The organism is Paenibacillus mangrovi (assembly GCF_022898935.1).
Classification (GTDB): Bacteria; Bacillota; Bacilli; order Paenibacillales; family Paenibacillaceae; genus Paenibacillus_AQ; species Paenibacillus_AQ mangrovi.
On record NZ_JALIRP010000005.1, the window covers coordinates 141,394 to 166,622 of the forward strand.

Sequence of the window (25,229 nt, forward strand, 5' to 3'; positions counted from 1 at the left end):
TCACCCTTTATACATATAAATTGTCGTTCTACGCCATTGTATCCTAAACTCTGACAAATTACAAAGACATGTAAATGGAAATCGAAAGAGAGGACCCTTAGGTCCCCTCCATTCATCATGAATAAGTCAATTACCTAGCTTAAGTTCTTAGGGAAGATTTGCGAAGTTTTCTTAAACAGCTCCACAGCAATTTTGCCGGCTTCGGCACGGGTCATGCTGCTCTTCGGATTAAAGTTATACGACGGCTTTTTCGCTCCTGGCAGAGTTACAGGCTGACCGACCATAATTTTAGCCCTAACAATAGCGTCTACAGCCGGACGAGCATAGTAGCTGATTTGTCCGGAGTCAAGGAACTGCTTGTCCAGAGAGCTCTTCAGCTTGGCATCGTTGGCAGGCAATTTGAGCTTCATCGCGCGGGATACCATCAAAGCGGCATCCTCTCTCGTAATCGGCTCCAGGACACCAAAGTTTCCTTCGGACATACCAGTGATAATACCTGCACGGGCTGCGGTCTCAATATGTTCAAAATCCCATGTATCGGTCTTTGCATCAGGAACGACGTCAAAGAAAGTTTGAACGTTCTTGTCATAATTGAGCGGCAGATTTAGACCTTTCACGAGTAATGTTGCAAATTCACCACGGGTCGTCAGATCATCGGCACCAAACGCGTTTGGCTGCACGTTCACCATAATGCCTTTTGCATACAGTGCATTCAGGATATTACGAGCCCAAGGATGTCTGGTGATATCGTCGAATCCGCGGCTTTGTTTCATTACTACATAATAGCCGAATTCATCGAATGGAACGCTGATGGTATGATTCTTCGCATCTACAACGCCGCCAATATTCTCCCACTTCGCTTTATCCGTAAAACGGAATACAGTGATGGTTGTTCCTGCCTCGTCTACCACATTTTTGTCATAACTCAGCTTGAGTGTACCGCGCTGCGTAGGAACCAATTTACGGTCTGGCTGCAGTTCGGCAGATTCCTTGAAGTTGTACTTCGTATTCTGATACTCATAGCTGTGCGGTGGAAGGCCGTTGGTTGGAGACATATAGTCTGAAGAGCTTGTCGTACCATGCTCACCCAATCCGCCACTGACCCAATAAATATTAGATACACGCGTAAAGTTATACTGGTCAATAATAGAAGTAAATGGCTCTGTCAGATCTGTTGCCAGAGGGATGGTTGTTTCACCTTTTGGTGTTCTGTCATCACGGTCGATGTTGATCAGGTTGCCATAATCATTACGTCTTTCAACGACGCCATCCTTCGGATCGGCTATACCGAACAAAAGCTTGTTGTCCGGATAGTATTTCGTCACTTCGCCTGCTCCCACGTTGGCAGATTTCAGGACCGTTCCTTTAGGGAAGCTGAGCTCCATCGCTTTGTTAAACACGCTGTATTTGGTTGACGGTTTATCGGTCATAAACTGCGTGTTTACCCCTACTGTACCGGTATAATAAATTTCAATCGTTTGATTAATGACATCTTTACCACGTACGACCTGGATCTTAATCTTATTCGTCTTATCCGGCTTTAATCCAACGTAATCGAGATAGAAGCGGTTTGACAGGTCCGGACGCTTGTGCGCTTCCTGCTTATCGATAATTACCTTGTCGGCACCTTCTGCTTCAATATCAAAACGGACAAAGTTCTTGTTCACAACGATACGGTCGCCAACAGTCGTTTTTGGAGACAGGATCCGGAATGGTTCGGCAACCCGTGTGATTTCAATACGCTGGCTGGCGCGTGCTCCGGTTTTATTGATTAATTCAATGTTGTAGATCTGGCTGCCAAGAGTCTCAAACGGAATATCCTTTATACGAAGCAAGAATCTCCCGTTATAGATCGCTATGTCGTATTTGTAATTTGCACCGTTAAATGTTGTATCTCCGGAAGCATAAACCGTATTGGCTTGCTTATCCTTCAAATAATCTTTAATAGTCTGGTTGTCCTGGGAAGAGAAAAGCTTCTTCGTTCCCTGGTTCAAATTAATAATCTCTGCACCGCTGCCCTGAATGACCAAGTCATATTTCAGTTGCGTTGTTTCATACTTGTCGTTGTTATACACAAAATCAGGGTATCGAGCCGTCATCTGTGCAAGCACTTTGTTATCATCAAGTGTCTTCAAGTCCAAATCGTTAATCGGCAGACGTTTGGCATCGTCGGCTAGCGAAGGCTGGAAGACAGTGATATTCGCAATGTTGGTATCTGAAATATAGATGCGAAGCTCATTGGTGATCGTCGTGGTATTTCCCCGACCATCTTTCGAATAACCAACAAACTTGATCTTGTTCTCGCCGTAATACAATGGACCTGAATTGCTGATTTTCAGATCAATTGAAAATTTCTTTTGAGCATCCAAAATAAAATCAATTCCTAAATTTTTGTTTGAGATACCATTTACAAAAAATTCAGGCTGTTCAAGATTATCGAAATTACGATACTCACCTTTGATCGGTATGATTGTTTTTGAGACATCGTTCGAATCAATTTCAAAGGTCTGTCCATTCCGGACATTTTCAATGTAGATATTGTTTTTGATGGCATAGGAAATGACTGCGTTAAAATAAGCCTTGGAATTATCAAAATAGAATCGAACATTTTGACGTCCACTTGAAATATTCGATACTTTATAGACTACTTCATTGTCTTTGGTTCCGATTTTCTCGAAGTCTACTTGAAGCTTATCCCCGCTTGGAGAATACTCCGCATGAAGGGTTTGGTTTGTAATGTCTCTATCGGCTTTCACCAAAATGTAAAACGTGCTTGTATCGACTTCCGTAAGCGGCAACTGGCTGATTTTCGTAAGATCCGCGTTTTGGACTGGATCATACCCTTTTAGATATTTGATGTCATCGATGCCTGTCACATCACCAGCATACTGGAAATTGAGATCCCGAGACATGCTTACATCCGTACCGTATGTGATCTCAACAACGAAGTTTTGCACAACCCCAATTGCCGTAGGGTCAACATCCGGACCGTCAAAAGTCAGTGTTACCAGACGGTAGGCAGGCTTATTGCCACCTGCATCACTTGACGTAATTGGTACATCTTTTACAGATACAGAAGTCGATTTTAGATCGATCGGCTGCATATTCCCAAGCTTACCGACCTTGACTGTTCCTGCATCAATAAAAGGAGCTCCGATTTTGTCCGGAATCATGACAGTAACGGTCAGTCTTTCGGATGTGGCTGTTTTTCCGTTGTTCGTCACAACTGGAACATTATCAAGAAGCTGATAGTCCTTGCCATTGTGATTCATGTTAATGGTTACGAACGGATCTGTTTTCGTATAGTAATAGACAGTTCGTGTAACGGACATCACATCGGAGCCATTCTTTACGTTAATGGTGAGGATGTTCATTCCTTTTTTCAACTTGAGCGCAGATGAGAAAAACTTACCGTTCTGAAGAAGAGTTGTATCAAACGCCGTACCGTCATTTACAGACACCGTAACTGCAGTAGCATTATTTACCTGTCCCTGAACAGCTACCATTTCTTTATCGGATACCGCTTCAACGCCTTCGCTCAGCGGTACTTCCCCCATGCTTGATCCTGTCATTTTCAAATCTGAAATATACGGGACCTGATCATACAGAACAAAAAATACGTCCGAGCGGCTGATTCCGTTCTGAGATCCATAAAGCGTGATTTTGTTGAATCCCGCGAAGAGCGGAAGACTGGTAACTTTAAATTTTTGTGCAGTGGTTGAAGAGGTATCCACCGCAATTGACCCTTCTTTGAAATGAGTCGAGTCCGTCACCCATTTAATTCCGGTATTATCCGGTACCGAACTGAGCTGCTCCACCTTGACTTTAAGGGTGCTATCACTAACATGGGAATATACGCCTGTAAACGACAAGGTCGCACTATTCGAGGTAAAAATATTCTGTCTATCAATCTGTGTGCCAGTGCTATCCGTTGTTAAAAGCGCTGTCTGGCGCAATGCCAAATCGTCAGGAATAAAGTAGGTCGCTACCGTTCCGCCGTCGGCAAACGCCTGCTTCGTCAGTCCGACCGGGAACAATGAAACGATCATTGCGACAAGCATAATCCATACAGAAGTTTTTTTGATGCGCTGCATGAAGGTTAATCTCTCCTTTTACTGCCGAATTTTGTGATTATCCGTTTTGTCCGCTGTAAAAATAGACTAAAATCACTACTCTTGTTATCGGACTAAATACCTCAATTTTTTAGAACAGGCTCAAAAAATCTCATCCTGATTTGGAAAAAGTAACTAAAAAAGCCGCACCCTAAGGTACGGCTTTTCACATATATAAAATATATAATGGCATTCAACCTACTTCGAACCGCGCTCCGCGCTTGCTTTCATTCGGAGCCTTGCAACCAAATCCAGAATTGGACGCTTCGTTTTTCCGACAAGGCCGATCACTTCCGCACCGATCTGCATGGAGAACATCATAACGCAGATTACAACGAAGGTGACCCAATTCGCTTCATACATCGCGGCGGAGGACTGGATGATAGCCAGGACGCCGAAGAATGCGGCGATACCGTACACGATGAGGACAGACTGGCGGTGGCTGAAGCCAATTTCCCGCAGGCAGTGATGCAGGTGTCCTTTGTCCGGAGCGAAGATCGGTTTCTTCTGAATCCAGCGGCGCACGATCGCAAAGAATGTGTCCGAAAGAGGTACGCCGATAATAATCAACGGAGTAATAAACGATACAATCGCAATCTGCTTAAATCCGAGCATCGAGAGCATTGCCAGACAGAACCCTAGAAAGAGTGAGCCTGTATCTCCCATGAATATCTGTGCCGGATGGAAGTTAAAGAATAGGAAGCCGATAATGGCTCCAAGAAGCAGCAGGCAGATCAGCGCTACCATCCAGCTTCCCATGAGCAGGGACATTACAAACATCGTACCGATCGCAATACCGGAGACACCTGCAGCGAGTCCGTCCAGACCGTCAATCAGGTTGATGGCATTCGTGACGCCGACAATCCAAAAGATCGTGAGCGGTATCGCAACCCAGTTTTCAAGTGAAGAGTAGGAATCATGAAAAGGTATATTAACAAAATCTACTTTGATGTCAAATCCGAAAACGACAATGCATGCAGCGATAATTTGGCCGAGTAACTTCACTTTGGCAGACAGTTCAAAACGGTCATCCAGAGCTCCAATCAATACGATCAGAGAGCCGCCAAGTAAAAAGGCCTTAATAAAGTTCGTATCCCGAATGGAAAAATGATCCCAGACAAATGGGAGGACGGCAAACAAGGACAGCATAAATGCCAAATATATTGCTAATCCACCAAGCCGAGGCATGATTTTCGTATGCACTTTTCGGGCGTTCGGGACATCTACGGCGCCGATTTTAATCGCAAATTTTTTCACCAGCGGCGTTAATAGCAGTGCCAAGACTAATGACACAATGCATCCGATGATGGCTATTATTAACATGTTTCGTTCAACCCCCATTTTCTTTACCGGATTGAATTATACTCTTCTCAAAAAGATAAAACCAATCCTGTTTTTCAGCAAAAAATCGGGTTTTTGCGGTACAATTGATTCTTTTAACTCGGTTTTGTCATGTTTTCTTTATCCCGCAGCACTTTAAGTGCGAATTTCGGCAGCGCAAGCATTCTTCCGGCCCTTGCAGGCTCTCTCAGAAGACGGTAGAGCCATTCTGCACGAAGTTTTTGGAACAATTTTGGAGCACGCTTGGACTTGCCTGATATGACATCGAAGCTTCCGCCGACGCCCATCATCAGGGGAACACCCAGTTGCTCCTTGTAGCGGGCAATCCAAGGCTCCTGCGTATCCGCACCACGTGCAACGAGCAGAATGTCCGGAGCCGCTTTACGGATGTCCGCAATGACTTCAACATCCTGGTCTTCTTTAAAATAACCATCGCGAACTCCGCAGATTTGGACACCGGGATACTGTAAACGCAGTTTTTCCGCAGTCGCATGAATGACTTCCGGCGTTGAGCCGAGCAAATATACTTTCCAGTGATAGTCTTCTCCGGCCTTCATCAATTCATGCAGCAGGTCAAAGCCCGCAACACGCTCCTGGACAGGCGTTTCGGTTCTCGCTGCGGCCCAGACCACTCCCGTACCATCCGGTACGAGAAGCTCCGCATCCCGCATCACCTTCATGTAATCCGGCTCCTCCAGAGCCTTCATTACCATAATCGGATTGGCTGTAATGATTTGAAAAGGTCTGCGTTCTTCGGACTCCAAAATATGGGTTAAATACTTCACAGTGTCATCCATCCCCAGTCTGCTTACCTGTAGACCGTAGATGGAAACCGTAGGTACTTGTTCTAATGAATTCACGATTCTATCACCTTATCCTTTACTGCTAAGAAAATCAATGATATGCTGCGCCGGCGCCTGGGCTTCCTGCTTCAATCTGTCGATGCGAGGCTTGCTTGCTTCCTTCCATGCTTCTCTACTTGCCAAAAGACGAGATATTTCCGCCTCAAGCTTTCCGGGATCCAGCGAGCTGCTTGTTCCGACCGGAGCGATATCCAGTCTCTTCAAAAAATGATCGATCTTCGGATCATAGGATACACCGATCAGCGGTACGAGCCGGTTCGCGGCATAGATCAGACTGTGAAGCCTCATCCCGATGACGAGATCACAGTGCCCCACCTCGGCCAGCATCTGCCGGGGATAGACAGCCTCCCTGCATACTGATACCTGGCTTCCGCCGGAAGTCACATCCCCGAGCTGCTGGATGATCTCCTGGGAGGCCTTCTCGTCGTCCGGAAAATGAAAAGGAAGAAACCGGAGATGTACGGCCTGTTTCTCGCACAATGCGCGCAGACCTTCGGCAATTCCTTTTAATTCCCGCCGCTCCGGGTCCCAGTACCGAACGGAAATGCCTATAACAGGCATTTTCGGTTCTGCAGCGTGATTCTCTACGGCCACGCTGCCCGCTTCAGGTGTGAGTCCCATCACAGGATCCGGAACCACCTGAATGCGGCTAGCCTCAAGCCCCATGCTCTGTAGCAATTCAGATGACTGCACATCACGCACGGAGATGTATTCGCATTTTTTGAAAGCATTTTTGATCAAAGGATTAAACAGCTTTCGGTTCACCGGGCCTATCCCCTGGGAATATATAAACACCGGCTTGTTCAGCCACTGGGCCAGCTTGATGACTCCGAGGTAGTACGGAATGGTCTTCGGACCGGTCGCATCCTGCAGTAGACTGCCGCCGCCGCTGATGAGGCCGCTGCTGTTCTTTAAAGCTTGTCTCACTTCGCCCAGTTTCATGCGGTGGACCGCCTGCACACCATACGTGGAGGATGTCCACTCCGGATCGATGGAGAGCACGACGGGCTTGATATAAACGCCCGCCTGCTTCCCCTTCTCTTCCAGAGCCGTCAATATGGACTGGAGCACAGCCTCGTCGCCGCTGTTCTTAAAGCCGTAATATCCTGAGATGACTATTGTTTTCTGAGGCGAGGTGACCATTTTTTCCAACACCCTTCTGCGATTTGCCATACGCCGATGGCGATCAGTCCGAGAATAAATCCGAGTCCCAGACCCAGGATGTCACGGGCAAACGAAATTTTCATCGGCGAGTGAATATGGGCAAAGGTATCCACCATGGACAGCTGTCCGATGACAGCGATTATCATGATATAAATCGCACTCCGATATCTCACGGATAGGAACAAACCGAGCAGGAACAGTGGATGCGTCATCAGTTCCTTGTTACGCGGACGCACATGGAATGTATTCTCCATGAATGTACGGAACATCATCTCAACGTGGCTGACCTTGCCTCCGTTGCCTGTGCGGCTCAAGTAGTAGAGCCCGGCTACAGCAATCAACAGGGCTACAACGACCCATAGCAGTGTAATTGGCGTTTTGAAGAGCTTTCCGATTCGTTGAATCGGACGGCCGCCGAGATACAAAACGACGTATATAGCTACCAGTGCGATCGGTGCCGCATGCAGCAGACTTACCCCGCGGAACTGGTTCAGCACCAAGCTGTACGTGATATTGTTCAGCAGCGCAATCACAAACGGAATCGCCGACATTGAAATCACGGCTGTCTTGACAAACAGAACACACGCAACTGCCAGACGGCGTCCAGGCTTCATATCACCGCTGGTCGCATTCAGCGCGGTGACCTTCCTTACGGCCAGGATCATCGCGACCGTCGGACCGCTGATGGCCACCGCCAGAGCGAGTGACTGCTCAAATATCGTAGGTTTCAGTACATACAATCCCGCACTGCCGATTAAGCCGAGCGCAAAGGCCAGCAACGTCAGACTAGGCAGGAAGTAGGAAATCATCAGTGCAATAAAGGCTATTCCGCCCAGCACTACAACCATTTTGAAATAATGCTGTGCTGATGAATCGGTAATATGGAAGGCCTGCGCCTGCCCCATCTTAAATCCGTATCTCTCCATCTGCTTGATGGCGTTACCCGGCTCGTTCAGTGAATTGATAATATTGTCGATCGAGTCGGTAATCATCGCTTTTGAAGGGTTCTTGCTAGGTGCTGTATTGAGATAGATCATCCGGATATTGCGGTCTTTTGTGGCTAGTGCAAACCGGTCTGCGATGGTAGCCTCATCCAGTGCAGCCGCATCCTTGTCGCTCAAGGAATACAGACGAACCACATTATAATGAATGTAATACGAAAGCTCCGCGAGACCCGCCTGAGGCTTCTTCGTATTTTCAATCGCCGCAATACCGATACCATGCTGATTCAGCAGGTTGGCGAAGCTTTGCAAGCTGTGTTTTTCCGCGTTGTCATTGAAGCCTTTAACCGAATCCCCTTCAAACAGGATCCGCTTTACACCGTTTGCTTCATAATAAGCAAGAAGTTTCTCCATAGCATCCTGGTCATAAGGAAGACTATCCGACATCCGAGGTACAATATTGAATCCTTTGCTGCGGAGCATTTCAAATGCAATCGGATCTGGCTGCATCGGTTTCAGCATGGCATTTTCCGGCGATGTCTCTATAATCAGGCCCTTCTGGTGATTAAACTCCCAAGGCTTCACGTTAATGCCGAGACTTGTGAACGTGTCTTCAATCAGAGGCGTTAACCGACCCGCATTCTCTTCATTGGTGAACAGAACGTAAGTGTAATTTTCATTCGTTGGAATAACGGTGTGTGTCATTTGCGCAATATCCTGAGCATTATACACCATCAGCCGCCGGCTTTTCTTGAAATCGTCCAGCGTGCTCTCAAACATCGCCATGCTGGTAATGCCTGCCGCTTTTAATTTATCGAGCTGCTCATTGATAAACTGCTCCGGATGCGGCTGGTAGGATGCTACATCGACCAGGCCGCGGTAATTGAATACCAGCTCCACGTTTTTTGATGATGATTCCGTTTGATACCGGTCATATGCAACCGGCACAGCGGCAAGTATGCCGAGAACGATCAGGACACACAGCCATTTACGAGATGCTATGCCCCAGCGTTGCCATTTTTGATGCACCGAAAGTACCTCCTCGTTATAACTCCGCAAAGCCGCAGCGATTGCAGCGGCCTTGGCAGACTATCTATATCTTAATGTTTTAGGCGTCAACCCGCGCCATGACTTCAGCCACAAGCTTCTGAATCCGCTCTTCGGCATCAGCCAGTGAAGATCCTCGTACTGCAAAATAAACTTTGATCTTCGGTTCCGTACCGGACGGACGCAGGCAGAACCATGAGCCATCATCCAGCATATATTTCAGCACGTTTTCCCGTGGCAGTCCGTTTAGGCCCTTGGAGTAATCCAAAACTTCCGTGACGGAGGCTCCGGCAACCTGCTTTGGCGGATTCTCGCGCCAATCGGTCATTTTAGCCTGAATTTGGGCCAGACCGTCCTTACCCTTGAGCGTGCGCGATTCCAATTTTTCACGGAAATATCCGAACTGCTCATACAATTCCTGAAGAACATTATATAATGTCTTACCCTGTGCCTTGTAGTAAGCACCCGCTTCACAGATCAGCAGCGAAGCAAGTACGGCATCTTTATCGCGGGCATAGGTACCTGCAAGATAACCATAGCTTTCCTCATATCCGAATAAATACGTATGGCTTCCCGATTTTTCAAATTCGGTCATTTTTTCGCCAATATATTTAAATCCGGTCAGCGTATTGAAGACCTCTGCACCATAATGATGAGCAATGGTCGCTCCCATCTCGCTGGTTACAATCGTCTTAATGACCGCCCCGTTGTCAGGCAGCTTGCCCTGCTCCTTCAGCTGGCTCAGCAGGTAATGAATCATAATGGCGCCGGACTGGTTGCCGGAAAGCACTTCATATTCACCCTTATCATTGAGAACCACCGCACCCATACGGTCGCAGTCAGGATCCGTACCTATCAGAATATCTGCACCAATCTCTTGGCCAAGCTTAATGGCCAGCGTGAATGCCTCCCGCTCTTCCGGGTTAGGCGACTTGACTGTCGAGAACCCTGCGTCCGGCTGCTCCTGCTCAGCAACGATATGAACATTGGTAAAGCCGACCTTGGCAAGCACGCTGCGCACAGGAATGTTGCCCGTTCCATGCAGCGGGGTAAATACAATTTTGAAATCTTTTCCAAGCTTCGAGGAGATCAGTTCACGGTTGACACTGGTTCCGGCAACGGTGTTAGCAAAAGCCTCATCCTCAGCCTCTCCAAGCCAAACCAGCAGCCCCTTAGCTTCCGCTTCCGACTGCTCGAGGCGTTTCACTGAAGCAAAAGAATCAACCTGCCCAATATAGCTGATCACCTTCTCGGCCTGATCCGGCACAATCTGACCGCCTTCGGCGTTGTAAACCTTGTATCCATTGTATTCCGGCGGGTTATGACTGGCTGTTATCACAATGCCTCCGCTAGCGCCTAAATGACGAACGCTGAATGACAGCTGAGGCGTCGTACGAAGGGATGGAAAGAGCTTGGCTGTAATGCCGTTGCCTGCAAGCACCAGCGCTGCCTCAAGCGCAAATTCCGGAGAAAAATGACGGGAATCATGAGCGATGACTATCGATGGATTGACTTCCGCCTGGCCGTGCTGCTCCAATATGTAGCGTGCAAGACCTTGCGTCGCTTTACCGACGGTATAACGGTTTATCCGGTTGCTTCCTGCACCGATCACACCGCGAAGACCACCGGTACCAAATTCCAAATCTTTATAAAAACGGTCTTCCAGCTCCTGCGTTTCCTCACGCAGCCCTTGAAGCTCTTGCTTGGTCCCTTCGTCGATCGAAGGATCCGAAAGCCATCTCTGTACATTTTCTTCTGCCAGTTTGCTTAAGTTTGTCATACTGTTTCCCCTTTCACCATGAGCGGTTGATATATCGAAATTAGGCTTTGGACGGATCGGACAGGGCAAACATAATGTCGCCTTCGGCAACGACCTTGTCCTCAACCTTGGCAATGGCATGCCCCTTGCCTATACTACCTTTTAACCGAGTTATCTCCACTTCCAGACGAAGCGTGTCACCGGGTACAACCTGTCCTCGGAAACGGAAACCGTCTAGCCCTGCCAGAAATCCGATTTTACCCCTGTTGCTCTCTTCTTGTAAAATGGCAGCAGCTCCTACTTGAGCCAAAGCTTCGGTGATCAGAACACCCGGCATCACCGGATATTCCGGAAAATGGCCGATGAAAAATGGCTCGTTGATCGTCACATTTTTAATACCGACCGCACGCTTGCCAACCTCCATCTCCACAATCCGGTCCACCAGTAAAAATGGAGGACGGTGCGGAATAATCTCCTGAATTTCTTTGACATTTAGCACGACATCAAATCTCCTTCCGACATTGGCAATTTAGGCTGTTTGAGCCCTTGAAATACCTGCTATTTTGCATAAAAACACGATTATACGGAAAAAACTATAGATATCCTTCACCAACTGCAGAAGTGAAGGTTCAGATAAGGGGCTCCTCTCCACAAGCCGCGGTCTAACCGCAGTGGCATGAAGCGGGGCCCTTTTTGGCGATCTCAAGTCCCCAATCATTATACATTTTCCGAGCCAAAAAAGAAAACTCCCCCGGGCTAGCGAGGGAGTCTTATGTCACTTCGTTGGTGAGGCCACTTGGATCATGGAGCAAAGACCAGATCGATGACATGCTGCCATGTCTTCCACTCGAATACTTCGGACAAGCTTTGCTTGCCGACAACCACGTATCCGACGATCAAGCCTCCTGCTAAAGCGAGCAGCAGAAACAGCGGAATCATCCAGCGAATGACAATTCTCCAGCGCGCCGTCTTTCTTGGAGCAGGATTCTGGCTATCCCGATCCGCACCCGCCTTTTCAGGCGTTCCTTGACGGCTATGGGCTCTCGTCAGCTTGTCAGCAGGCTTATTGTTCTCATTCATAGCCGCTTCCACCTCAGCCTCGCATATTGTTGGCCAGGTTCATCATTGTATCGCTGGAACTGATTGCCCGTGCAGCCAGCTGGTAGGCACGCTGCATTTGCATCATATCTGTAATTTGACCCATATAGTCCACATTGGATTTCTCCAGGTAACCCGAGCGGATCGAAGTGTTCTCGGGAATGCCGCCGCCTGCAGGCGGTTTCTCAAACACTTGGTTTTCCGTCAGACTGGTTGGAATAACGAACAGATTACCGTCCATCTGCTGAAGCGCATCCTCACGGAGCGGCTTAAGCACTTTAAGCGTATAAGGTGATGTCATCTTGCCGTTCTCATCCACAATCACCTTGCCATGGGAATCAATTGCAACCTTCGCTTTATCAGATACTTTAATATGTTCATTCTTATCGCTTAGCACAAAATATCCCTGATTGTTCAGCAGCACCATGGAACCGGGATCGCTTGGATCAGGAGCGAAGTGAAATCCGCCCTCCCGGGTATATGCGCGTTTCCCATAAGCTTCAACCGCAAACATGCCGCTGCCTTCGATGGCGAGATCGAGCGGATTGTTCGTCTGCTCCAGAGGTCCTTGCGTCGTATCGCGGGTGACATCACCCATCCGGACTCCGTATCCGGTTGTATATCCCAGCGGTGAAAATCTCCCCTGCTGCTGAAAATCCTTGGGCTGCTGCATGACAGTAGTCAGCGTGTCCTCAAAAGAGGTATCCTTCTGCTTATATCCCACCGTATCCAGGTTCGCGATATTGTCTGCAATGATATCCAGTTTCCGCTGGATGCTGTTCATGGATACCATCGCACTGATCATGGAGTTATTCATCATAAACCTCCCTTAAGCCAAAGCCGGCCTTATACCCTGCCTACTTCATTGACGGCTTTGTCCAAGCTTTTATCGTAAAATTGAATGACCTTCTGGTTAGCTTCATATGCACGGAGTGCTGTGTTCATGTCTACCACAACCTCGGATGCATTCACATTCGATGTCTCGATATAGTTCTGACGCACTTCAACCCGGTCGTTTCCGGCAAGTAGTCGCACACCCGCACCCTGCGGATCATCAATCCGGAATACACCTTCGCCGTCACGAACCATCTGGTATGGCTGTCCTACAACGGACACACCGATTTGCTGCCCGCGCGCTCCGGTCTTTGGATCCAGAACATACCCCTGCCCGTCCACTTTAAAGCTGTCCACCGAACCTGTCAACACAATTGGACGGTTATTGCTATCCAATACCTGGTAACCTGTTGAAGTCAGCAATCTGCCATCCGTGCTCACTTTGAAGCTGCCGTCTTTCGTATAGCGTATCTGTCCGTTCTGATCCTGTACCGTAAAGAAGGCTTCGGGCTTATAAATAACTTCACCGTTTGCACTGACAAATTTGCCTGAACCGTCAAACTTAATATTTTGCCCGGTTGCCGGATCCGTCATTTCCATATCGGACACTAGCGCAAAATCTGTCGGCTTGCTGCTCGCTTTGATAACGCCCTGCTGATACAAGGACAAGGCCTCCTCCGCAAAAACGCCGGTGTTCAGCTTACCGATTGTCGGAGTCGGCACATCGCTGCTGCCGCCCATCATCGAAATCAGCACTTCCGGAAAAGAGCGTGCAACACTGTTAACCTGCTTATATCCGGGCGTATTTACATTGGCTAAGTTCTGGACCGCCGTATCATGGCGGTTCTCCTGGGTCAGCATGCCGGCTGCTGCATTGTAAAGTCCTCTAATCATGTGAGTGGGGGCACCCCTTTCATGGCCTAAGCTATCTATTGCATCCATCATAGTCATTCAAACGGCATTTCTATGATCAACGGGTCACGAAAACCCATAATATATTTAATATATCGGTGGTTTAGAAAGATTTCTTAACCACTTTATCCAAATTATCCAGCATAATGCCCGTGCCTTTAACGACACAATGCATCGGGTCCTCGGCAATCAGCACCGGAACGTGCAGCTCTTCGGCGAGCAGCTCGTCCAGTCCGTTCAGTAGTGCTCCGCCGCCTGTCAGAATAACACCGCGGTCGATAATGTCCGCAGAGAGTTCCGGCGGTGTCCGTTCGAGCACCGACTTGGCCGCTGCCACAATAGAGGATACCGGATCCCAAAGAGCTTCCTGGATTTCACTAGAGGAAATGGTGACTGTGAGCGGCAGGCCGGACACCATGTCGCGTCCGCGGATATCCATCTCTTCCTGCCGTCCTCCAGGGCGGACAGTTCCGATTTTGATTTTGATATCCTCAGAGGTGCGCTCACCGATCATAAGCTTATATTTGTTCTTGATATATTTGACTATGGACTCGTCGAACTTGTCCCCCGCCATCTTAATAGAAGAGGCGGTCACGACGTCACCCATGGACAACACAGCAACATCCGTTGTCCCGCCCCCAATATCGACTACCATATTGCCACTTGGCTGGAAAATGTCCATTCCCGCCCCGATTGCCGCAGCCTTCGGTTCTTCTTCCAAAAACACATCTTTAGCCCCACTGTGCTCGGCGGCCTCACGGATCGCCTTTTGCTCAACCGATGTAATATTGGTTGGTGCGCAGATGAGAATACGGGGACGGCTGCTCCAGCTGCGTCCTCCTACACGATCAATAAAATATTTAAGCATCGCTTCTGTAATCGCAAAGTCCGCAATAACACCGTCGCGCAGCGGCCTGATGGCCACAATGTTGCCAGGAGTACGCCCCACCATTCTGCGGGCTTCTTCACCGACGGCAAGGACTCTCTTGGTGTCGCTTTCGATCGTCACGACAGAAGGTTCGTCAAGAACAACCCCCTTCCCTTTGACATGTATAAGTACATTAGCCGTACCTAGATCAATCCCAATATCCTTGCTAAACATCATGAAAAGAGCCCCCAAAGTCATATTTTATGGTAAAAGAGTCCCTGAGCCTTTTGAAAGTCCCTTTTCGACAAGATGCGGCAGGAATTATGTACATAGGGAAGCAGGGAACACAAATTTCGACCTCATACCATCTTTTAACATATCATACTTCAGGGGACGGATTCAATGGCTTAAAGCGGTATGCACTTCGCAAATATTATGATTTGGCGGATGCCACAGCTTCGCGTTTTTTCGTCTTTTTGTACTTGATTTTGGTAGCTTCCCCTCCGCGGAGATGACGGATCGATTTGTGGTATTCGAGAATATGCTTAACCTGGTCTGCCAGTTCCGGATTGATTTCAGGCAAACGTTCGGTCAAGTCCTTATGCACTGTGCTTTTTGATACGCCAAATTCTTTGGCAATTGTCCGGACCGTGTGCTTTGTCTCCACGATACAACGTCCAATTTTAATCGTACGTTCCTTGATGTAGTCGTGCACGCTCCCGCCTCCCTACTGTGGATAGTTTGGTACATTATATGAGGGGCGTGCCTATATATTCGCGCTTTAAGGACCTGACAAGCTACGCAAGGCCCATTTATTTTCGGAACATGCAAAATAACCCCACAAAGTGGGGCCTTCGCTTCAATGTTTATTCAGATCCTTTGCGGGGACTTGGGAACACAAAAAAGGCAGGGATTTCCCCCGCCCTTTTCATGCTGTGTTGCTCTGATCAGAAACGTTTTGCTTATTGTTTTGGAAGCAGATCTTCCGGATTCACCGGTACACCTTTTTCATGCACTTCAAAGTGTACGTGGTTGCCGAGATCCTTTTCGATTTCACTGCGTCCGGCAGTACCGATCGTATCGCCCTGCTTCACCATGTCCCCCTCTTTGACCTTAGCATCAGAAAGGGCTTGGTAAATGGTTTTCACATCGTTATCATGCGTAATTTCGATGATCGTGCCATACACAGCAGCATTCAGATCCACACGGGTGACTTTTCCATCAAGCGCTGCTTTGACTTCAAATGTCTTGTCGTCTTCACGACCCAGGTCAATGCCGATGTTCGGGATAAACGTGTCATTGTACTGCACCATGGCTGCCAGGTGGTTCTCGGCAGTACCATTTTCTTCAAAGAACGGCTTCACGACTTTGATGTTCTTGGCATCGGCTACCGGCCATGCCATGTCGACTACAGTTGCAGTTACTTCCACAGCTTTCGGATCCTTCGCAGCATCCTTGCTCGCTTCATTGGCAGCAGGGGCTTTTACAGTGTCCGATACTTTAGCAGGGTCTTGCGGGAGTTTCTTCTGGCTGACATCCTGGTAGACCCAAACTAGAGTTAGTATAATTGCTGCTGCGGCCACGTAAGCTGCCGGGTATACCCACCGTTTGGACAACAGCTTTTTCCATGTAGACGGCTGGCTAACCAGCTCTCCCTGTGATTTTTTAGGAGTTTCTCCATGGTTTTGATTACTTTTGTTTTGTTCATTCATATGGTTATCACCTCAGTAATCATTGTTACCGGGGTCAAACCTTTTATACGTATCTCTTATATTATTTTTTTGAAAAGTATAGAAGCCGGACATTTACAACTATTATATGTTGAAAATAGAGACATTGAAATCGCTTATGCGATCACATATAGAGATAGACTTCCGAAGCTATGTTTTTATAAAATCCGAAGCTTTTGAGAACTGGATACCTGTATAGTAGTGTTTTAGAATCTGGGTGGCGGTATATCCTTCCTTGGCCATTCCCTCCGCTCCCCACTGGCTCATGCCCACGCCATGCCCATATCCATATGTCGTGATAAGCACGTCGTTGCCGGTTGTTTTCCAGCTGAATTCGCTGGAGCGCAGGCCCAGCTTCTCTCTTACTTCGCGGCCAGTGAACTTAATTCCTCCGATGGAAATCTCTTTAATACGGTGTCCAGTGGTAGACGCGAGAATTTGAATAAAAGGCTGATTCTCTCTCATGGCCGTGACCGGAGCCACTTTACCTATAAGTCCCAGCTTGATCAGGAAATCCTCTCTGCTGAGCTTCACTGTCTCCTCATATCCAGGTGCCTGCTTGTCCCATGGACTCGCCACGCTCCGCAGATACGGAATGTTCTGATTCCAGTATTCTTCTGAGTTCTCGGTATAGCCGTTGCCCGTAGAGAAGAAGGAGGCGGTAATCGGCTTGCCGTTATAGGTCATGATCGTATTGCGGGATTCCTCCACCGCTCTCTTCAGCTTAGCTAGCTGCTCAGTCTTTCCTTTAAACTGAGTCTCCAACTGTTCCTTCGAAATATACGCCTGATGACTCACGGTATCGGTGACATTAGCCGCTGAGCCGGGTACGCCGCTTTTATCTCCGTCCGCCAGTCTGCGGACGATAAAGGTACGCGCGGCAACGGCCTGGGCTTTAAGCGCCTCGAGATCAAACTTTGCCGGCATCTCGGCGGCGAGTACGCCGACAACGTAGTCTTCGAGAGGCAGCGTCTCTACCTTGTCCGTCTTCGTCAGATAGACGGACACCTGCGGCTGTGCCAGCACCTGAGGCACAGCCGTGGGAGCGGCCGGCGCAGGTATGGGCGCCGGCGTTGGCGCTGGCTTGTGGTGCGTTGCCACCACAAGCGCGGGGATCAGCAGCGCCAGCGCGAGCAGTCCCCCCGCCCATACGGCGGCGGGGGGCACTCTGCGGGCGCTGCCCGGGCGGTGCGGCCGCCAGGCCTCGCGGCGGCCGCTTGAGGGCGGCGGGGCCCATGGCCGCCGCCCGGGGTCTTGCCGGGCGCCTGCAGGCGCGCCTGGCTGCGTGGGCCGGAGCGCTTCGCGAGGCTCCGGCGGCTCTGGCGCAGTGGCCTGCGGCGGCTGCGCAGGCTCTCCGGCCGGGCGCGACGAACGGCCGCCCTTTGCTGCAGCTTGTACATCTGGCTGATGTATAGGAATGTCCGGCTCCGCCAATTCTCTTTTCTGTGCAACAGATACTTTAATTTGTGTGCGCGGGTCGTTCATATGCTTCCTACCTCCATTTGGTCATGATCCTTTCATACCTCTCATATCCCGATATTCATAGTTATGAGCCATTCGCAGATGATAGAACCCTTTTTAAGAGAAAAGGAAGATTCATATGGATAGGAAAATAACCCCACAAGTAGGTACTTTGCGGGGGCCCCGGAAATTATAAATTCTAATAGAACAACAAAAAAACCAAACCCCCAAGGGTTTGGTTTTTCGTGACAATGTATAATCATTTACAGTCCGAGTTATTACCTTTTTCCAGTACAATGTTATCCTCGTTTCCATATGAAAAGCCGGAAACGGTTATACCCAAGTTGGCTGGATATTGAACACAGGAACTTCTTCTTCCAGCTCCACCTTTTTCTTCGCAGAAGTCGGTTGATTCAGTACAGGCTCTTCCACGGAAATACGCCAGATATCGGCGCCAAGCGAGGACAGCTTCTCAGCCAGGTCCACATACCCACGGTCGATATGATGCGTACCACTCACTTCCGACGTTCCTTCAGAAACCAGTCCTGCCAGAATCAAGGCTGCGCCTGCACGTAAATCTGTTGCGCATACCTTAGCGCCCTTCAGATTCGCTCCGCCTGTAACAATGGCTGTGCGTCCTTCGACCTTGATCTCCGCATTCATGAGATGGAATTCATCCACATGCATAAAACGGTTCTCAAACACAGTCTCGGTTACAACACTCGTCCCTTCGGACTTCAGCAGCAGCGCCATCATTTGCGATTGCATGTCAGTCGGGAAGCCAGGATAAGGGAGAGTTTTGATATCAACAGCCTTCAGTGGTCGATCACAAGTGACACGTATGCCATTCTCATCCGGCTCGATGGTAACACCCATCTCCTCCATTTTGGCAATGACCGGACCCAGATGATCCGCAATCGCACCTTCGACGTACACATCGCCGCCTGTAATCGCTGCGGCCACCATGTAAGTACCTGCTTCAATCCGGTCAGGAATGACCGTATGTTCTGCGCCATGCATTTTTTCAACGCCCTCGATCCGGATCATGCCTGTGCCCGCACCGCGAACCTTGGCACCCATTCCGTTCAGGTAGTTGGCCAAATCGACAATTTCCGGCTCTTTCGCCGCATTTTCGATTACGGTCACGCCTTCAGCGAGAGTAGCTGCCATCATAATATTTTCAGTAGCACCTACGCTGGCATAATCCAGATAGATTTTTGCCCCGCGCAGTCTGCCATTTATTTTCGCCTCAATATATCCTTGTCCGAGATTGATTTCGGCACCCAAAGCTTCAAAGCCTTTCAAGTGCTGATCAATCGGTCTCGTTCCAATGGCGCAGCCTCCCGGCAATGAAATTCGCGTATGCCCCATTCTTGCGAGCAAAGGACCCATAACCAAGAAAGACGCACGCATTTTTCGCACCCATTCGTAAGGTGCTTCGCAAGAGGAAATAGCTTGGGCATCAACCCTCATTACATCATTACTATATGTAACGCTTGCACCTATCGATTCCAACACTTTGCTGATTGTAATTACATCGTCAAGAGGAGGCGCGTCATAAATAACACTTACTCCTTCTTCCCCAAGAAGAGAGGCAGCGATGATCGGAAGAACTGAATTTTTTGCTCCGCTGACTTTCACGCTTCCGGTCAGTTTATTGCCACCGCGGACGATAAATTTGCTCATCATGATTCCCTCCGCGTTCATTTTTTTCCACAAGTTCTGTATTTTCAAGAAATTACATTGCTAATTCCCTAACTTCCATCATAACACCAATCATTTCATGGATACAAGCGTTTTTTGGCGAATTGAGTCCAAAATAAAGCTGTTCCTGAGGCTGAAGGCCTAAACCCTAGCAGGTGTAAAACGGGGTTTTAACAAGCTTTAGTCCCTTTTATTACTGTTGTATTCATTGTTGACATAAAAAAATGTTATTATTCGACACATTCGTTGTCCATCCGACATTCGGCGTGAAACAACCTAACAGGGATATAACCAAAGACTGCTGTATCAAAACATATACTTAATCATTTGGCTCCAGGTTAAGTAATCAAGCAGAAACTTCGAAACAAAGTGCCCCAAAACGATGGCCAGCAGCAGCTGGAGAAGTTTGCCCTGAGCACTCTTGGGATGGCGAATGAACAGGTCGAGCTTCAGGTTCTGCAAAGACCACCAAGACAGACCAATACAGATCAGAGAGACGATAATCGAGATCAGACCGCTGACACCCAAATTGCCTGTCAGGTTGTTTGCAAGGTTTGAATCCATTATGACACCTCCATCTTTTTAGGATTAACCCATCTTTATATATTCAAAGGGACTACTATATAATACTGGGCTTCGCAAAAAGAATCCAGCTTCAAATTCGTAATTAATTAATTCTTTTTTAATAAAGCGCTTTCTCCTGTTATGCTTCCTTTTTCTTACCCTTTATATGAGTCATTTCCTCGGAAATATTCCCGATATTCTCTGCTCGTTCTACTTTTTGCAGCCTAATTCTACAGCAACCTTTAGAAAAATGTCTATTGGAAGCTTATTCATTCAGAATTCCTCCAAAAAAACAGCCCGTCTCAAAACGAAGACGGGCTGGACTGCTTATTTATTTTTTTTGATTGCCGAAAACGTTGATCCGGTTCATGGCTTTTTGCAGAGCCAGTTCCGCACGGCGGTGATCAATTTCATCCTGTTTGCCGCTTACTGCAAGACGACGCTCAGCGCGTTCCTTGGCAGCTTCAGCACGCTGCAAATCGATTTCTTCGGCTGTTTCGGCACTCTCCGCCAGAACAACCACCTTGTCCTTACGGATCTCCACAAAGCCGCCATTCACCGCAATCCGGCTAGTTTTCTTGCCAGTTTTGACGATAAGCGGAGCGACTTGAAGCGGGGTAACCATAGGAATGTGCCCCGGTAAGATACCGAGATCGCCTTCCACACCCCGAACCGTCAGGCTTTCTACCTCTCCGGAATATGCCAAGTGATCCGGCGTCACAATTTCCAATAAAAAGGTACTCACTTTCATCCCTCCTGAACAGCTCGCTTCGGTAAGCTATAGCTTCCCTTGCAGGACTTATTCCAGTGTTTTTGCTTTTTCTACGGCTTCATCAATCGTTCCGACAAAGAGGAAAGCTGCTTCAGGAAGATCATCGTGTTTACCATCGAGGATTTCTTTGAAACTGCGGATCGTTTCTTTTACAGGTACATAAGTACCCGGCATGCCGTTAAATGCCTCCGCTACGTGGAACGGTTGGGACAAGAAACGTTGTACTTTACGTGCACGCGCAACGATCAGTTTGTCGTCTTCACTCAGCTCATCCATACCGAGGATCGCAATAATATCTTGAAGCTCGTTATAGCGGGCAAGAAGCTCCTTAACGCCTTGAGCTACATTGTAATGCTCTTCACCTACAATTTCAGGTGCCAGGATACGGGAACTTGAAGCCAGTGGATCTACCGCAGGGTAAATACCCATTTCGGAGATTTTACGCTCCAGGTTGGTTGTCGCATCCAAGTGGGCAAATGTTGTTGCAGGAGCCGGGTCAGTATAGTCATCCGCAGGCACGTAGATTGCCTGGATGGACGTTACAGAACCTTTTTTCGTGGAAGTGATACGCTCTTGCAGCTGACCCATTTCTGTTGCCAGCGTAGGCTGGTAACCTACTGCGGACGGCATACGGCCGAGCAAGGCGGATACTTCGGAACCGGCTTGTGTAAAACGGAAAATGTTATCGATAAAGAGCAGCACGTCTTTGCCTTCTTGATCACGGAAGTATTCCGCCATTGTCAGACCTGTCAATGCTACGCGAAGACGCGCACCCGGGGGCTCGTTCATTTGTCCGAATACCATCGCGGTCTTCTTGATAACGCCTGAGTCGCTCATTTCATGGTACAAGTCGTTACCTTCACGAGTACGTTCACCAACACCTGCGAATACGGAGATACCGCCGTGTTCCTGAGCGATGTTGTTGATGAGCTCCTGGATCGCAACGGTTTTACCTACACCCGCGCCTCCGAACAGACCGATTTTACCGCCCTTTTGGTAAGGAGCCAGAAGATCGATAACTTTAATTCCTGTCTCAAGCATTTCAGCTTGTGTGGACAGTTCATCATATTTAGGAGCCTCACGGTGAATCGGGCTGTTAACTTCAGAAGTCACGTCGCCTGCTTCGTCGATTGGCTTACCGAGTACGTTAAATACGCGGCCAAGTGTTACAGGACCTACTGGAACGGAGATTGGAGCGCCTTGATCGACGGCTTCCATACCACGAACCAGTCCATCTGTGGAGGACATGGCAATACAACGTACCATGTTGTCACCCAGATGGTTTGAAGCTTCCAGGGTCAAGTCGATTTGGCGTCCGCCAGCAACAGAACCCTCAATTTTAATCGCATTGTAGATTTCCGGAAGTTGACCTCGTTCGAACTCGATGTCGACAACCGCACCCATAATGCTGACTACGCGTCCTTTGTTCATCTTTTTGTTCCCTCCTACAAGTCTGCTTATATGCAAACCTACATCGTAAGCTGCAATGCTTAACGCCATATTCCGTTCATGGGTTTGTCATTTATTCAAAAACTTTGGTCTTACACCTGAGCGTTCGCTCCGGCCACGATCTCGGAAATTTCCTGAGTAATGGCAGCCTGACGTGCACGGTTGTACGTAAGTGTCAATTCGCCGATCAGCTTGGTCGCATTTTTCGTCGCAGAGCCCATCGCCGTCATCTTCGCTCCCAGCTCACTCGCCTTGCCATCCAGCAATGCGCTGAAAATCAAGGTTTCCGCGTATCTTGGCAGCAATGCTTCGAGTACGGCTTCCGGAGACGGCTCATACTCGTAGCTGGCCGTTACACCGGTCGTTTGAGTTCCCATGTTTTCCATAGGCAGAAGCTGATCCACTTCAGGAATTTGAGTCAGTGCGTTCACGAAACGGTTATAACAGATGTGCAGTTCGTCGATTTGGGAATCTTCAAACTGACGTACCGCTGCATAAGCGATCGACTTGATGTCCGAGAAGGAAGGCGTATCGGATAGATCCGTTACCTCTTGAGCGACCGGCATCTCCCGGCGGCGGAAGTAATCACGGCCTTTGCGTCCAATGACGAAAATGACGTATTCGTCGGAGGACTTGTGCTTCTCTTTAATCGTTCCCATCACTTTTTTCAAGACGTTGGCGTTGTATCCGCCACAAAGACCGCGATCCGAGGTAATAACCAGATACCCAGTCTTTTTCACGGGGCGTTTCTCAAACATCGGATGCTTGATGCCTTTTGTACCAGAAGCGATGCTGGACACCACTTCTTTCAGCTTATCAGAGTAAGGACGGGCATGCTGCGCCATCTCCTGAGCTTTTCTGAGCTTGGAGGCAGCGACCATTTCCATCGCTTTTGTGATTTGCTTTGTACCTTGAATACTCTTGATCTGACGTTTAATTTCACGCAATCCTCTTGCCATGTTTTCACCACCTCAAAACTTTGGCGGAGCCAAAGTTACTTCGTAAGCATTCGCTTAGCTTTGACTGGTCAAAGCTCCCGTATATCTGAAAAAGATGAACCCGAGCCTTGCGGCCCGGTTCATGTTAATGACTTACGCCATAACAGCAAAGCCTCTTTTAAATTTCGCGATAGCATCTTTCAGAGCCGCTTCATTATCAGCAACCAGATCTTTGGTATCACGAATGGAAGCCAGAATTTCTGGATGATTGCTTTCCATAAATCCGAGGAATTCTTTTTCGAAACGGCGGATATCGCCTACCGGAATGTCATCCAGATGGCCTCTAACTGCCGTGTACAAGCTCACAACCTGCTGCTCAACCTTGAGCGGCTGGTTAACCCCTTGCTTCAGAATTTCCATCAGTCTTGCACCGCGGTTGAGGCGAGCAAGCGTAGATTTATCCAAATCGGAACCGAACTGGGAGAACGCTTGAAGCTCACGGTATTGGGCAAGGTCGAGCTTCATACCGCCGGCTACTTTTTTCATAGCTTTGATTTGCGCAGAGCTACCGACACGGGATACGGAAATACCCACGTTGATCGCCGGACGCTGGCCCGAATAGAACAGTTCAGATTCAAGGAAGATCTGACCGTCTGTAATCGAGATTACGTTCGTCGGAATGTATGCAGATACGTCGGAAGCTTGCGTTTCAATGAATGGCAAAGCGGTTAATGAACCTCCACCCAAAGCATCGCTCAGCTTCGCTGCACGTTCCAGCAAACGGGAATGCAGATAGAATACGTCACCCGGATAAGCCTCGCGGCCTGGAGGACGTTTCAAGAGCAAGGAAAGTTCGCGGTATGCCGCTGCTTGTTTGGACAAGTCATCATAGATGATCAGGGCATGCTCGCCTTTGTACATGAAATATTCACCCATTGCACAGCCCGCATAAGGAGCGATGTACAGGAGTGGGGATGGCTCGGAAGCCGATGCAGTAACGATGATTGTATAGTCCAAAGCGCCATGACGGCGAAGGTTTTCTACAACATGCGCAACTGTGGATTGTTTTTGACCGATCGCAACGTAGATACATTTCACGCCGTTGCCTTTTTGGTTAATGATCGTGTCGATTGCAATTTGGGTTTTACCGGTTTGACGGTCACCGATGATGAGCTCGCGCTGGCCGCGGCCGATTGGTACCATGGCGTCGATCGCTTTGATACCTGTTTGCATTGGCTCATGTACGGATTTACGTTCGATAACGCCTGGAGCGTTATTTTCTACAGGACGGAATTCGGAAGCCTCAATCGGGCCCTTGCCATCCAAAGGCTGACCCAGCGGGTTAACAACGCGTCCGAGCAAAGCTTCCCCTACAGGAACCTGCATGATACGGCCGGTACGTTTAACCTGGTCGCCTTCTTTGATTTCAGTGTAAGGTCCGAGGATTACGACACCTACATTGCTTTCCTCCAAGTTCAGCGCAAGGCCTACGACACCATTGGCGAATTCTACGAGCTCGCCGGCCATTACGTTGTCAATACCGTGAACACGAGCAATACCGTCGCTTACTTGAATAACGGTACCGACTTCGGATACCTCGATATCTGATTTATATTGTTCAATTTGACTTTTAATCAGCGTACTGATTTCTTCAGGTCTGATACTCAAGTGT

The 25,229-nt window shown here is 48.5% G+C and carries 20 protein-coding genes; all 20 read right to left on the bottom strand.

Annotation, left to right across the window (positions count from 1 at the left end; translation table 11 throughout):
- Positions 1–134: 134 nt before the first annotated feature.
- Positions 135–4,094 (bottom strand): S-layer homology domain-containing protein, encoded by a 3,960-nt coding sequence (locus MUG84_RS13645; RefSeq protein WP_244725601.1) that lies wholly within the window; start codon positions 4,092–4,094, stop codon positions 135–137.
- Between the two features lie 216 nt (positions 4,095–4,310).
- Entirely contained in the window at positions 4,311–5,435 is a 1,125-nt protein-coding gene (locus tag MUG84_RS13650; RefSeq protein ID WP_244725602.1) for an MraY family glycosyltransferase, read from the bottom strand.
- A 113-nt stretch (positions 5,436–5,548) separates the two neighbouring features.
- Positions 5,549–6,250, bottom strand: coding sequence for a WecB/TagA/CpsF family glycosyltransferase (locus MUG84_RS13655; protein ID WP_280521337.1), 702 nt, complete (start codon positions 6,248–6,250; stop codon positions 5,549–5,551).
- Positions 6,251–6,325: 75 nt separating this feature from the next.
- A complete protein-coding gene (gene csaB, locus MUG84_RS13660) occupies positions 6,326–7,459 on the bottom strand; it encodes a polysaccharide pyruvyl transferase CsaB (RefSeq protein ID WP_244725604.1) in 1,134 nt (377 codons plus the stop codon).
- On the bottom strand, positions 7,432–9,450 hold the full coding sequence (locus MUG84_RS13665; protein ID WP_244725605.1) for a DUF5693 family protein: 2,019 nt from the start codon (positions 9,448–9,450) through the stop codon (positions 7,432–7,434). Before MUG84_RS13665 ends, csaB begins: the two co-directional genes overlap by 28 nt.
- Before the next feature lie 79 nt (positions 9,451–9,529).
- On the bottom strand, positions 9,530–11,248 hold the full coding sequence (locus MUG84_RS13670; RefSeq protein ID WP_244725606.1) for a phospho-sugar mutase: 1,719 nt from the start codon (positions 11,246–11,248) through the stop codon (positions 9,530–9,532).
- Between the two features lie 40 nt (positions 11,249–11,288).
- Positions 11,289–11,726: a 3-hydroxyacyl-ACP dehydratase FabZ gene (gene fabZ, locus MUG84_RS13675; RefSeq protein ID WP_244725607.1), complete on the bottom strand. Its 438-nt coding sequence runs from the start codon at positions 11,724–11,726 to the stop codon at positions 11,289–11,291.
- Between the two features lie 302 nt (positions 11,727–12,028).
- On the bottom strand, positions 12,029–12,307 hold the full coding sequence (locus tag MUG84_RS27655) for a DNA-directed RNA polymerase subunit beta (protein WP_425313222.1): 279 nt from the start codon (positions 12,305–12,307) through the stop codon (positions 12,029–12,031).
- A gap of 13 nt (positions 12,308–12,320) precedes the next feature.
- Positions 12,321–13,145: a flagellar hook-basal body protein gene (locus tag MUG84_RS13685; RefSeq protein WP_342346116.1), complete on the bottom strand. Its 825-nt coding sequence runs from the start codon at positions 13,143–13,145 to the stop codon at positions 12,321–12,323.
- 26 nt (positions 13,146–13,171) lie between these two features.
- Positions 13,172–14,053, bottom strand: coding sequence for a flagellar hook-basal body protein (locus tag MUG84_RS13690; RefSeq protein WP_244725608.1), 882 nt, complete (start codon positions 14,051–14,053; stop codon positions 13,172–13,174).
- A gap of 121 nt (positions 14,054–14,174) precedes the next feature.
- On the bottom strand, positions 14,175–15,173 hold the full coding sequence (mreB, locus tag MUG84_RS13695; protein ID WP_244726068.1) for a rod shape-determining protein: 999 nt from the start codon (positions 15,171–15,173) through the stop codon (positions 14,175–14,177).
- 199 nt (positions 15,174–15,372) lie between these two features.
- Complete coding sequence (gene spoIIID / locus MUG84_RS13700) at positions 15,373–15,654, bottom strand: sporulation transcriptional regulator SpoIIID (RefSeq protein ID WP_244725609.1); 282 nt, start codon at positions 15,652–15,654, stop codon at positions 15,373–15,375.
- 247 nt (positions 15,655–15,901) lie between these two features.
- Complete coding sequence (locus tag MUG84_RS13705; protein WP_244725610.1) at positions 15,902–16,651, bottom strand: M23 family metallopeptidase; 750 nt, start codon at positions 16,649–16,651, stop codon at positions 15,902–15,904.
- A 168-nt stretch (positions 16,652–16,819) separates the two neighbouring features.
- The gene (spoIID, locus tag MUG84_RS13710) at positions 16,820–18,154 is read right to left on the bottom strand and encodes a stage II sporulation protein D (RefSeq protein WP_244725611.1); all 1,335 of its coding nucleotides are present in this window, start codon (positions 18,152–18,154) and stop codon (positions 16,820–16,822) included.
- Positions 18,155–18,463: 309 nt separating this feature from the next.
- The gene (gene murA / locus MUG84_RS13715) at positions 18,464–19,816 is read right to left on the bottom strand and encodes a UDP-N-acetylglucosamine 1-carboxyvinyltransferase (RefSeq protein WP_244726070.1); all 1,353 of its coding nucleotides are present in this window, start codon (positions 19,814–19,816) and stop codon (positions 18,464–18,466) included.
- Positions 19,817–20,140: 324 nt separating this feature from the next.
- Positions 20,141–20,398 carry a DUF1146 family protein gene (locus MUG84_RS13720; protein ID WP_244725612.1) on the bottom strand — a complete coding sequence of 86 codons (258 nt, stop codon included), beginning with the start codon at positions 20,396–20,398 and terminating at the stop codon, positions 20,141–20,143.
- Positions 20,399–20,729: 331 nt separating this feature from the next.
- Entirely contained in the window at positions 20,730–21,143 is a 414-nt protein-coding gene (locus MUG84_RS13725) for a F0F1 ATP synthase subunit epsilon (RefSeq protein ID WP_244725613.1), read from the bottom strand.
- A 54-nt stretch (positions 21,144–21,197) separates the two neighbouring features.
- Positions 21,198–22,601, bottom strand: coding sequence for a F0F1 ATP synthase subunit beta (gene atpD, locus MUG84_RS13730; protein WP_244725614.1), 1,404 nt, complete (start codon positions 22,599–22,601; stop codon positions 21,198–21,200).
- Between the two features lie 110 nt (positions 22,602–22,711).
- Positions 22,712–23,578: an ATP synthase F1 subunit gamma gene (atpG, locus tag MUG84_RS13735; protein WP_244725615.1), complete on the bottom strand. Its 867-nt coding sequence runs from the start codon at positions 23,576–23,578 to the stop codon at positions 22,712–22,714.
- A gap of 132 nt (positions 23,579–23,710) precedes the next feature.
- A complete protein-coding gene (gene atpA / locus MUG84_RS13740) occupies positions 23,711–25,225 on the bottom strand; it encodes a F0F1 ATP synthase subunit alpha (RefSeq protein ID WP_244725616.1) in 1,515 nt (504 codons plus the stop codon).
- Positions 25,226–25,229: the final 4 nt, after the last annotated feature.